This window comes from Gordonia sp. 'Campus' (genome assembly GCF_022206305.1).
GTDB lineage: Bacteria > Actinomycetota > Actinomycetes > Mycobacteriales > Mycobacteriaceae > Gordonia.
This window is the reverse complement of record NZ_JAKOIW010000017.1, coordinates 115988-126967: the sequence shown is the minus strand read 5'-3', so window position 1 is coordinate 126967 and position 10980 is coordinate 115988. Positions and strand designations below refer to the sequence as shown.

The window sequence follows — 10980 nt, the reverse complement described above, 5'->3', positions numbered from 1 at the left end:
GCTGATGGAGTGGGGGTTGGGGCTGGTGGGAGACGCGAGGCGGTTGCGGCGAGTCGAATCCGCCGGTGGCCTGCGGCGGGCCGGGCACCGACGCGGACGGGGGTGAGTACGGACCATGGGGTTCCTGTTGCCCCGGAGGAGGCCCGGGGAAGAACGGCGCCCCGGGGTGTGGTGGCGCGGAGGCGGTCGCGGGAGGTTCCGGGCTCGCCCACCGCGTCGCGGGTAGCACCTGGGGCGGCTCCGCGGGTGCCGGCCCCGGGTGCCCCGGTCCCTGGGGTCCCGACGACCCTTGATGTCCCCACTCGCGAGGTGACTGCACGTCGTGTTGGGGCCCTGCGGATTCGGGCCGGTGGTGTTCCGGACGGGCATGCGGAGTCGGGTAGCCGCCGTCGACCTCGGGGTCGATCGGTCCGGGCCTAGGCGGCTGGGCTTCGAGGCCCGCGACTCCCGGTGGCGTGAGGTCTGGGTGAGCCCCGCTGACATCGGGCCCCCACATCGGGGCGTCGGTGCCGGGCTGAGGTTCCCTCGAGAGAGTCCCGTCATCCGGACGTTCGGGTGACGGAGGAGGCGCAGCCGCCGGGGGAGCGGGCGGCGGTGGCGCGAACTGCAGCCACGGCGGCGGCGCCGGCGCATCGGCGTGGGAACCGTCGGGCGTCGTGGAGTTCTCGTACGTCATCGGTGAATCCTCTGGTCAAGCGGCCGACGGCGATCTCGTGGATGCGTGATCCCCGTGGCGGCGTGCAGCGAACACCCCTGCTCAGCGATCTGCCTCGGCGGCGTCGAGCGGGAGTCTACCCAAGGCCGGCGACCGGTATCGGTCCACGTCCACAACCCGATAGCTGCACATATTTGACATACCGCATCGCAGGTGTGGTGGCGTTCAGGCGAGTATGGCAGGATCAGGCACTCAGCACATGAGCGCAGCGGGGTGCGCGGTTCCTCACGGATCCGCATGTGGGAGGTCGGGTTCTGTCGAACGAAAATTCGATGGAACCGGAAGGGGCCCCGCCTGCGTCGTATCTGGCGTGAAGGGGGTGCACTGTCCATGACCTACTCCGAGGAGTCGGCGGCACGCGACGACGATCGCGACGGCGACGATCCGTGGGCTGCTCTGCGCGAGTTCTCGACTGCCCGATCGCGGTCCGGTGGTCTCGCGGTTCGAACCACCGCACACGGACTTCCGGTCGCAGTCCGCATCGACCCGTCCGAGTTGCAGAAAGACCCGTCGATGCTGGCCGGTGACATCCTGCGGCTGTGCCGGCAGTCCGCGATGTCCGCGGGAATCCGCCTGCGGGAGAGCCTGCTCGCCTCCGGGGTCGACCGCGACCTCGTCGGGGAGATGAACCTGCCGGACTCCGACGATCTGGCCCGTGCCGAATGGCGTGACGACGAGGAAGCCGACGCGCCGACGTCGTGGTTGCAACGATGAGCTGGGCCATGGACGAGCTCGAGGCGCGTGCACAACGTCAGCTCGACGGGCTGCATTCGTTCCAGGAGACACTTCAGGCGATTTCGATCCGAGAGACGTCGCCTGACGGACTGGTCACCGCCGAGGTCGACTGCACAGGTGCGCTGGTCGATCTGCATCTGGCGCATGGCGCCAACGAGCTCGGCGCGGCACGCCTCGCGGAACAGATCGTCTCGACTTCGGCTCTCGCCGCGCAAAAGGTCTACGCCCGGATCGCCGGGGTGACAGAGCAATTCAACGAATCATTCGCGGACATGCTCGGGGCTCGTCCGAGCGAATGACCTGTCCGACGCACGAGCCACGAACCGACCACACTGACCCACAAGGGGGTTCCAGATGACGAACGTCAAGGTGACACCAGAGGTTCTCGAGGGCTTCGCCGCCACCAACGCGGCGATGGCAACAGCCGTCGGCTCGGCCGGGTCCATCGACGCCGCAGCCAACACCGCGGCGATGGTGCCCGTCTTCGGGCTCATCGGCCAGGAATTCCTCGCGGCGTTCATCGCCGCGCAGGCAAGCCATCTCATGTCGGTGGGACAACTGGCCGCGGTGCATGCGGCCACCGCGGCCTCGACCGCGGCGGGTCTGGCCGAATTCGAGGGCACCGACGCTGCGAGCGCGGCGGCGATCCGTTCGGTGCTGTGACACCTCCGCCACCGGTGCCGGGGCTACCCGGTATCCCCGACGTTCCGGCGCTCAGCCACATGACGGTGCAGCAGATGATCGAGGCCACGCCGCTCGGTCCGATCCTCGATCGGACGGTTGCCGACGTACTCGGCGGGATGGGGCTCCCGCCTCTGCCCGTGCTGCCGCCGCTGCCGCCGATGCCCGGATTGCCCCCGCTGCAACCTCCGAACCTCGACATCTTCATCAAGCCGATGACCGATCTGCTCGGTGGATTCGGCACCGGCGATCTCTCCGGTGGCGGCTTCGACCCGACCATCATCTTCGACAGCTTGACGAAGGTGCTCGAGACGTCGATGACCATGGGCCAGAGCGCACTCAAGCTCGCCGATCAGTTGTGGACGGGGCAAGGGGCGGTGAGCGCCGGCGCGAAGACCGCCGAAGCCGGCGCGAACAGCACGGCTCTGGCGACTCAGGGTTCGGGAATCTCGCTCGACACCAAGGCCGCGGCGGGGATCGTCGCGAAAGGTCTGGCGATCGTGCAGGGCATCATCGCCGCGACGGTAGCGAAGCTCACGACGGTCATACCCATGATCACCTCGCCCGCGATCGGCGCCGGGCTCACCCTGGCGGCCGGGATCGCTTCCATCGGTTTGTCCCAGGCCACCGCGGCGGTCGCCGTGACCCGCGCAGAACTGCTCGCGCCGACAACAGCGATGGCAGTCAACGGAGCCCCCGTCGCCGTCACCGGTGCGCCCACCGCAGCCGCCGGGCAATCGCCGTTCACGCTCGCGAGTTCGATCCTCGACGTCGTGTCGCCTGCCGTCTCCACGGCGACGGAACTACCGGCGTCACTCCTGCAACCCGTCAGCAAGATGCTCAACGTCGACCATTCGGACTCGCCCGCGGTCGTTCCGGCGGCGTGGGGATGATGTCGCCGCTCAGTACATCTCGGCCCACCGTGCCCACGAATTTCGGGGTCGGTGAGCCCGCGCTCGGTGCGTCGACAACCGCCCGCCCGATGACCACGGCGCCCGCGGCCATGCCGATGGGCGGAGCCCCGATGGGTGCGGCAGGCGCGCGGGGAGCCGGCGCCGCCGAGGATCAGCATTCCGTACCCGACTATCTGGTGACCGAGGACAACGGTCGCCGCGTCGTCGGCGAGTCGCCCGAGGTCGCGCCTGCGGTCATCGGTCACGAGGAGACCGCCGACAGCGAACCGAGTCCCGACATCGAACTACGACTGGGTGTGCCCGGTCCCCGACGAAACGAGGAAGTATGAGCAACCCCCAACTTCGTGTCGATCCTGCCGAATTGATCTCGGCGGCTGCCGATCTCGACCGCATAGCAGACCGTCTCGAACTTGTGCTGACCAGTGCCGGCCGTGCGCTCCCGGTCGTTGCACAGGGCCGCGACGAGGTGTCGACGGCGGCCGCGAGGAGCTTCACGGAGGTCGCCGACGCTTTCGAGAAGGACTCGGCCACCGGGGTTCTGGAGATGCGCAAGATCGCGGCAGTGCTGCGCGCGCAGGCGTCCGGATTCACCGAGGGCGACGCCGAGGCATCCGCGGCGTTCAAGGTCGCACTCTGAGCCTCGCTCCATACGACGATCGATCCGCTCGATCACCATCCACGTACATCGAACCCGACACCGCCGAGAGGAGGGCATCATGACCGGCTTCACCGGAGTCGACTGGGACTCACGCACCACCGAACAGCTCGCCACCGACCTCGGCGCCGGTCCCGGACCCGCGCCTCTGGCAGAAGCGGGTCTCGCATGGGCGTCCCTCGCCACCGAGATCGGCGAGGCGGGTATCGAGTACGCGGCTGTGCTCGCGCGACTCGGAGTGCACTGGCGATCTGCGCACGCCAGTGCCGCGTTCGAGAAACTGACCCGGCTCGCGCCCTGGTTCGCCGAGACGGCAACCCGGGCGGCCGACAACGCGCTGCGTGCTGAGTCGCAGGCAGCCGCGATCACCGTCGCGCGTCTGCAGATGCCGGACCTCGCCGAGGTCGACGTGGTCGAGAAACTGCAGGAGATCACCACCACGGCCACAGCCGTCGCCCCGATCATCGCCGGTGCCGCGGCCCAGGCCGAGCGTGCCGTACATCAGCAACGTCTGCGCGCCGCACGTGTGATGCAGACCTACGAGCAGGCCACCGAGCCCGTTGGCACTCCGTGGGAGTCCGGCCGTCCCGCACCGGATCTCGTTTCCGGGCAAGCACTCGCGACCGAACGGGCGGCCGCCGCACATGCAGCCGAGCCGCCTGTCGCCCCGGTCTCGGCACCGGCGGCACTGCCGATGTTCGGCGGATTTCCGGGTGCCCACGTGGCTCCGGCCGAGAAACTCAGATACGCACCGACGGTGGTTGCGGCGGGCCAACCACAGGCAGCACCGCCGGTGCCGACTTCGGGTACGTCGCCGACATCTACAGGGCCCGGCGTTCCGCCTCCCATGGCGCCCGGCGTAGTCCCCGCAGACCGGACGACCGCCATACGGACGGTCGCGGCCGACCCGGCCGCGGATGTCTCCGAGGTCCCATCAGCATCGGAATCGGCCGAACCCGCCACGCCGGTCACCTGGGCGGACATCGCCACCGCAGATCGCCCTGCGGCGCACTATGTGTCGGACCCCGGGCGCGACGACGCATCGGGCGTTGACCCCCGTTATCACTCGGAGACGCTATTGCTCGGCCGGTCGGGAGACAGTCGATGATGCCGATGATCCACGACGCCGGAACAGTATTCGACGCTGCCGTCCTGCGACGCGTCGGCGAACGGTTCGGTGTCCAGACCTGGCCCGTCGTTCTCGATCTGACGGGCGCGGCGGAGTCGGGGTCGGCGGCGACGTCGGTTCGGGAGACCGACGCGGTGATCGATGAACTCGGTCTCGTCGAGCACGGCGAACCGAGCCCGTGGACCGCCACGATCCTCCGCGTCCTGGCCCGGCCCCAGCGGGAGATCGAGATCCGGTCGTACGCCGAGTCCGGGGTACGACGAATCTGCCTGGCACGCAACGGTCATGACCACGTGGTCGCCGTGCGCTGGGGCGACCGGATCGAGCTGTCTGTCGTCGACGTCGCCGACCCGGCGACGCTCGCCGCGCTGGTCCGGGCCCAGTTCGATGCCGACGTCGCCGAGCGTGTACCGCCCGCCGAGTTCACCGCGTTCTCCGCACCGGCTGACGAGGTCGTCACCCGCCTCGGGCGCTGCGCGTCGGGCGCGGAGACCACCGACGCACTGCATGCGCTCGGTGCGACGCCCGCAGACGCGATGGTCGTCTCGTCGGCATTCGCGTCGTGTCGCACCCGAACCGAGATCGTCGCCTCGATGAACGAGGACGGACGGTTCGCTCAATCTTCTGGGGCCATAGCGGTTTTCGACACCGATCGAGGTCGGATCGTGACGAGTCCCAGCAAGTCCCCGGACGGTCGGGTGTGGACCACCCTGTCGCCGGGATCGGGTCATCGAATCGCGCAGGCCGTCGGCCTGTTGATAGAGACCCTGCCCGGCGGAACATGGATGCCATGATCCGCACGGGGGGATTTCGCGGAACAGACCGCCGCGGAAGACAACTGTCAGGGGTATCTGTGTCACGGATACCAACGGGGGCATCGCCGATCGGTGCCGTTACACAGGAGGAGAACTCATGAGTGGATCGATGTTGAATCTACCGTCGACGGACGGTGGCGGCACGGGTGGAGCCGCAGGCGTGGTTGCGAACATTGCGGATGGTCAGGCAACTGCACAGAACGTCTCGCAGATTGTCTCTGAGATGACCACGGTGATCGAACGAATCAAGAGTCAAGCCGCTGACGCAATGACCACGTGGTCCGGCAGAGCCGGAATTGCCTTCGACGGGACTCACAACGATTGGAATAGGGCAGCCGCTTCGATGAACCAGCTGCTCGATCAGATCAGGGCCCAGCTGACCAACGGTTTTGCTGGTTACGAGGACCAGGACGCCTCGGCCGCAAGCGGCTTCGGAATAAACGTCTGATCAAAGCTAGAACTCTGCTGTTCACGACCTAGAGAGGACCATCATGTCCGACATCATCAACTACAATTACGCCGCTCTCGGAGACTTGAGCGGGGCCCTTCGCAACTCGCTAAATCAGCTGGAGGACCTGAACGACCTGCTGAAGGCGCAGGTCGCTGCGTTGGACAGCTGGACTTCCCACGATGCGAAGGCAGCTTACCTCGACACTCAGAGTGCGTTCGACCGAATCTTTGCGCAGTCGCGCGACTCGCTCAACTCCATCGAACACGGTGTAACAAACGCCAGCCGCATCATGCAGGACACCGACTCCGCGATCGGATCGGGCTTCCGCGGTCTTGTCTGATCCGGGCCCGGCCGTCCGGACTCAACTGCCCCGACGGGGGCTCGCGGGGTGTATCCCCGCGGGTCCCCGTTCGCGTCTCGCGGGTCTCGTTCGCGGCCGGCCGTCAGCGCGGACGCGGCCTCGCAGGGACGGGTGGCGGCCGCACATCTCGGGACGGATTCGATCGACACGCGGTCGGGGCATTTGACCGCGGTCCGCAAATGGTTCGGCTAGCGTAAGTGATCGCTTCGCGCCGATTGCCGCAACGGATGCGGCGGGGCCGCGGCCTGCGTTCCAGCCGGACCACGGGAGGACCCATGAGTAATCCGTTCAAGCGCGTCAAATCGGTCGAGCAGTCGATCACCGACACCGACGAGCCGGACACCAAACTCCGCAAGGACCTGACGTCGTGGGATCTCACGGTCTTCGGTGTTGCGGTGGTCGTCGGCGCCGGTATCTTCACGCTCACAGCGCGCACCGCGGGGAACATGGCCGGCCCGTCTGTTTCGCTGGCGTTCGTACTGGCTGCCATCGCTTGCGCGCTGGCGGCGCTCTGCTACGCCGAGTTCGCGTCGACCGTGCCGGTTGCCGGGTCTGCGTACACGTTCACCTTCGCCACGTTCGGCGAGTTCATCGCGTGGATCATCGGCTGGGACCTCATTCTCGAGTTCGCTCTGGCAGCCTCGGTCGTGGCCAAGGGGTGGTCGCTCTATCTGGGCAACATCCTCGGGACGCCCGCATCGATCGAGATCAGCGATTCGATCAGTTTCGACTGGGGAGCGGTGCTGCTGATCGCGGTCCTGACGGTCTTGCTCGCGCTCGGTACCAAGCTGTCCTCCCGGGTGTCGCTCGTGATCACCACGATCAAGGTGTCCGTCGTACTGCTGGTCATCATCGTGGGTGCTTTCTACATCTCCGGGAAGAACTACGACCCGTTCATCCCGCCTGCGGCCCCGCCGGCCGAAGGCGAGTCGGGTCTGCACCAGACGCTGTTCTCCGCGCTCACCGGTGCCGAGGGAAGCACCTTCGGGTGGTACGGTCTCCTCGCCGCCGCATCGCTGGTGTTCTTCGCGTTCATCGGTTTCGACGTCGTGGCCACCACCGCCGAAGAGACCAAGAACCCGCAGAAGGCGATGCCGCGCGGCATCCTCGGATCGCTGGCGATCGTGACCGTCCTCTACGTCGGCGTCAGCCTCGTCGTCTCGGGCATGGTGCCCTACCCCGAACTGGCCGACAAGACCGACCCCGCGACGGGTGAGGTGACCGGTTCGACCCTCACCACTGCTTTCGAGTACCACGGGGTCACCTGGGCGGGCTGGGTCATCGACCTGGGCGCGCTCGCCGGCCTCACCACCGTCGTGATGGTGCTGATGCTCGGCCAGACCCGCGTCGGCTTCGCGATGGCCCGAGACGGACTGCTTCCCCGGGCGCTTGCGCACACGGGTAAGCGCGGCACCCCGGTCCGCTTCACCGTCCTCGTCGGCGTCGTCTCTGGCGTGCTCGCGGCCTTCTTCCCGATGGGAACCCTCGAGGAGATGGTGAACATCGGAACGCTGTTCGCCTTCGTGCTCGTCAGCGTCGGGGTCATCGTCCTGCGCAAGACCCGGCCGGATCTCGAGCGCGGCTTCCGTGTCCCGCTGGTTCCGCTGGTGCCGATCCTGTCGATCCTCGCCTGCCTGTGGCTGATGCTGAACCTCTCCGTGGAGACGTGGATCCGGTTCATCGTCTGGATGGTGCTCGGTGTGGCCATCTACTTCGCTTACGGGTATCGCAAGTCGGTCTTCGCACGGCGCGAGCGCGGCGAACAGGTCGGGACGATCCCCGTCGCAGCAGACCCGGCGAGGAGCGACGGGGAGCGGCGCGACACCTGAGCAGGTCCGGCACCGGCCTTCACCGGAGTGCGAAGTGACGCCGGTCCCACCTGCTCTACGGGCCTAGACGGTCGTTCCGATAGCCTGGATCGAACGCATACGCGCTGGATCAGGTGGCGCCCGAACGCGAACGACAAGGGGATCAGATGACGACTGCTCAGGACGAGCTGAAGGCCGACAGCCGAAACGGAATCGACTACAAGGTGGCCGACCTGTCCCTCGCGGACTTCGGCCGCAAGGAGATCGAGCTCGCCGAGCACGAGATGCCCGGACTCATGGAGCTGCGGCGTGAGAACGCAGATGTGTTGCCGCTCAAGGGCGCTCGCATCTCCGGTTCGCTGCACATGACTGTGCAGACCGCAGTTCTGATCGAGACCCTCACCGCGCTCGGCGCCGAGGTCCGCTGGGCGTCGTGCAACATCTTCTCCACCCAGGACCACGCGGCCGCGGCCATCGTCGTCGGGCCGCACGGCACGCCGGACGAGCCCAAGGGCGTGCCGGTCTTCGCCTGGAAGGGCGAGACCCTCGAGGAGTACTGGTGGGCCGCCGAGCAGATGCTCACCTGGCCCGAGGCCGACAAGCCCGCGAACATGATCCTCGACGACGGTGGCGACGCGACGATGCTGGTGTTGCGCGGCGCCGAGTTCGAGAAGGCCGGCGTCGTCCCGCCCGCCGAAGACGACCACCCCGCCGAGTACAAGGTGTTCCTCGAGTTGCTGCGGCAGCGCTTCGAGACCGACAAGGGCAAGTGGACGGCGATCGCCGAGTCGGTCCAGGGCGTGACCGAGGAGACGACCACCGGTGTCCTGCGCCTCTACCAGTTCGCAGCGGCCGGTGAGCTCGCGTTCCCCGCGATCAACGTCAACGACTCGGTCACCAAGTCCAAGTTCGACAACAAGTACGGCACCCGCCACTCGCTGATCGACGGGATCAACCGCGGCACCGACGTCCTCATCGGCGGCAAGAAGGTTCTGATCTGCGGCTACGGTGACGTGGGCAAGGGTTGTGCCGAGTCGCTCGCCGGTCAGGGTGCACGCGTCCAGGTCACCGAGATCGACCCGATCAACGCCCTCCAGGCCCTCATGGACGGCTTCGACGTCGTCACGGTGGAGGACGCCATCGGCAACGCCGACATCGTCATCACCTCCACCGGCAACCTCGGCATCATCACGCTCGAGCACATGCGGGCGATGAAGCACCAGGCGATCCTGGGCAACATCGGGCACTTCGACAACGAGATCGACATGGCCGGCCTCGAACGCTCCGGCGCCAAGCGGATCGTCGTCAAGCCGCAGGTCGACCAGTGGATCTTCGAAAACGGCAAGTCGATCATCGTGCTGTCCGAAGGGCGCCTGCTGAACCTCGGCAACGCCACCGGCCACCCGTCCTTCGTGATGAGCAACAGCTTCTCGAACCAGGTCATCGCGCAGATCGAGCTGTGGACCAAGAACGACGAGTACGACAACGAGGTCTACCGCCTGCCCAAGCACCTCGACGAGAAGGTGGCGCGCATCCACGTCGAGGCACTCGGCGGCAAGCTCACCAAGCTCACCAAGGAGCAGGCCGAGTACATCAACGTCGACGTCGAAGGCCCGTACAAGCCGGAGCACTACCGGTACTGATCCGGCGCCGAACGCCCGCACGACGACGAAGAGCCCCACCACGGTGGGGCTCTTCTTCTGTCTGGGTTCGTCTTCTGTCGGGATGTTCGCCGGCCGACGGGTCTCCCGCCCGAACGTTCAGGCGCCGATGTCCGGCTCGGCGTCAGGGCAGTAGATCCAGGCGCCGGCCTCATTGCGGAAACGCTCGTTCGACTTCTCCGAAGCCGTTCGCTGCCCGCTTCTCTCGAGGTGGGAAAGCACTTCGGACTGGGCGACGTTGCCGTCGATGACGGTGTCGAGGAATCCGTCGAGAACGATGTCGCCGCCGTCGGCGGGCGGGACATCGGTGATCCGGTCGCGCGACTGGGCGCAGACGGTCGAGCGCATCCGCTGCACGTCGCGGGCGTTGCGGGCCGAGATGTACGCCAGTAGCGCAGCGCGTATCTCCGACTCTGCGGCCGGGTCGTCGGATCCGGGTTCCGAATCGGTTGCGCTCGGCGATGGGTTCCTCGACGTCCAGGTCGGTGCCGACGACGGGTTCGACGTACCCCCGACCACAGAATCGTCCGACGAGGATCGGGTGATGACGACCGTCAGCACCAGCGCGATGACCGCGACGACCGCGACACCGCCGAGCACCCAGGCGACGATCACACCGTTATTGCGACGAGGAGGTGGTAACGGGCCGGTCGGACCGCCGTACCCGGGGGTCCCGGGTCCGGGTCCGTACTGTCCGGGTCCGTACTGTCCGGGAAAGAACGGCGCACGGCCGTACGGTGCTCCGGGCGGTGGCATCGGTCCGCGCCCGGGCGGGGGACCGGACCCAGGACCCGGCCGAACCGGACCTTGTCGACCCGAACCTCGCTGCTGACCCGGGCCTGGCGAACCCGGGCCCGGTCCGCCGGGACCGCGCTGACCGTACGGTGGCGGCCCGGCACCTGGTGCAGGCGGCTGATAGGTCATGAAACGCCTTCCGCAATCGTTAGTCTGACGCAGTCAGGAAGCACCGGTGCAATGGCAAAATCGAGTGTCGTTGAGAGGTCAACTTCCTACGCATAGCGTCAATCCTGAGCTCACCGAAATCGGAGCATGAG

The 10980-nt window shown here is 67.2% G+C and carries 11 protein-coding genes and 1 pseudogene; 11 read left to right on the top strand and 1 reads right to left on the bottom strand.

Annotated features, from left to right (window positions below):
- Positions 1–1045 precede the first annotated feature (1045 nt).
- The 11 genes and pseudogenes from MAY35_RS17705 (at position 1046) to ahcY (ending at position 9907) form a co-directional block, all read left to right on the top strand.
- Positions 1046–1429, top strand: coding sequence for a hypothetical protein (locus MAY35_RS17705; protein ID WP_238422605.1), 384 nt, complete (start codon positions 1046–1048; stop codon positions 1427–1429).
- Between the two features lie 8 nt (positions 1430–1437).
- The gene (locus MAY35_RS17700) at positions 1438–1749 is read left to right on the top strand and encodes a YbaB/EbfC family nucleoid-associated protein (RefSeq protein WP_238422604.1); all 312 of its coding nucleotides are present in this window, start codon (positions 1438–1440) and stop codon (positions 1747–1749) included.
- Positions 1750–1804: 55 nt separating this feature from the next.
- Complete coding sequence (locus tag MAY35_RS17695; RefSeq protein ID WP_238422603.1) at positions 1805–2113, top strand: type VII secretion target; 309 nt, start codon at positions 1805–1807, stop codon at positions 2111–2113.
- A pseudogene (locus tag MAY35_RS17690) lies at positions 2110–3374 on the top strand (hypothetical protein). The gene MAY35_RS17695 and the pseudogene MAY35_RS17690 overlap by 4 nt, the downstream one beginning before the upstream one ends.
- Positions 3371–3682: a PE family protein gene (locus tag MAY35_RS17685; protein ID WP_238422602.1), complete on the top strand. Its 312-nt coding sequence runs from the start codon at positions 3371–3373 to the stop codon at positions 3680–3682. The pseudogene MAY35_RS17690 and the gene MAY35_RS17685 overlap by 4 nt, the downstream one beginning before the upstream one ends.
- Before the next feature lie 79 nt (positions 3683–3761).
- Positions 3762–4808, top strand: a complete 1047-nt coding sequence (locus MAY35_RS17680) for a PPE domain-containing protein (protein ID WP_238422601.1) — start codon at positions 3762–3764, stop codon at positions 4806–4808.
- Entirely contained in the window at positions 4805–5623 is an 819-nt protein-coding gene (locus MAY35_RS17675) for an ESX secretion-associated protein EspG (RefSeq protein WP_238422600.1), read from the top strand. The genes MAY35_RS17680 and MAY35_RS17675 overlap by 4 nt, the downstream gene beginning before the upstream one ends.
- 118 nt (positions 5624–5741) lie before the next feature.
- A complete protein-coding gene (locus MAY35_RS17670; protein WP_374237975.1) occupies positions 5742–6092 on the top strand; it encodes a WXG100 family type VII secretion target in 351 nt (116 codons plus the stop codon).
- Positions 6093–6135: 43 nt separating this feature from the next.
- Entirely contained in the window at positions 6136–6435 is a 300-nt protein-coding gene (locus MAY35_RS17665) for a WXG100 family type VII secretion target (RefSeq protein ID WP_238422599.1), read from the top strand.
- Between the two features lie 296 nt (positions 6436–6731).
- On the top strand, positions 6732–8285 hold the full coding sequence (locus MAY35_RS17660) for an amino acid permease (protein ID WP_238422598.1): 1554 nt from the start codon (positions 6732–6734) through the stop codon (positions 8283–8285).
- Positions 8286–8431: 146 nt separating this feature from the next.
- Positions 8432–9907: an adenosylhomocysteinase gene (gene ahcY / locus MAY35_RS17655; protein ID WP_238422597.1), complete on the top strand. Its 1476-nt coding sequence runs from the start codon at positions 8432–8434 to the stop codon at positions 9905–9907.
- A 117-nt stretch (positions 9908–10024) separates the two neighbouring features.
- Here the strand turns inward: ahcY and MAY35_RS17650 are convergent, their stop codons facing one another.
- Positions 10025–10681: a hypothetical protein gene (locus tag MAY35_RS17650; RefSeq protein ID WP_238422596.1), complete on the bottom strand. Its 657-nt coding sequence runs from the start codon at positions 10679–10681 to the stop codon at positions 10025–10027.
- Between the last annotated feature and the right edge of the window lie 299 nt (positions 10682–10980).

Coding starts and splice junctions, on each gene's coding strand:
- MAY35_RS17705 (WP_238422605.1), top strand. CDS start 1,046: ATGACCTACTCCGAGGAGTCGGCGGCACGCGACGACGATCGCGACGGC.
- MAY35_RS17700 (WP_238422604.1), top strand. CDS start 1,438: ATGGACGAGCTCGAGGCGCGTGCACAACGTCAGCTCGACGGGCTGCAT.
- MAY35_RS17695 (WP_238422603.1), top strand. CDS start 1,805: ATGACGAACGTCAAGGTGACACCAGAGGTTCTCGAGGGCTTCGCCGCC.
- MAY35_RS17685 (WP_238422602.1), top strand. CDS start 3,371: ATGAGCAACCCCCAACTTCGTGTCGATCCTGCCGAATTGATCTCGGCG.
- MAY35_RS17680 (WP_238422601.1), top strand. CDS start 3,762: ATGACCGGCTTCACCGGAGTCGACTGGGACTCACGCACCACCGAACAG.
- MAY35_RS17675 (WP_238422600.1), top strand. CDS start 4,805: ATGATGCCGATGATCCACGACGCCGGAACAGTATTCGACGCTGCCGTC.
- MAY35_RS17670 (WP_374237975.1), top strand. CDS start 5,742: ATGAGTGGATCGATGTTGAATCTACCGTCGACGGACGGTGGCGGCACG.
- MAY35_RS17665 (WP_238422599.1), top strand. CDS start 6,136: ATGTCCGACATCATCAACTACAATTACGCCGCTCTCGGAGACTTGAGC.
- MAY35_RS17660 (WP_238422598.1), top strand. CDS start 6,732: ATGAGTAATCCGTTCAAGCGCGTCAAATCGGTCGAGCAGTCGATCACC.
- ahcY (WP_238422597.1), top strand. CDS start 8,432: ATGACGACTGCTCAGGACGAGCTGAAGGCCGACAGCCGAAACGGAATC.
- MAY35_RS17650 (WP_238422596.1), bottom strand. CDS start 10,681: ATGCCACCGCCCGGAGCACCGTACGGCCGTGCGCCGTTCTTTCCCGGA.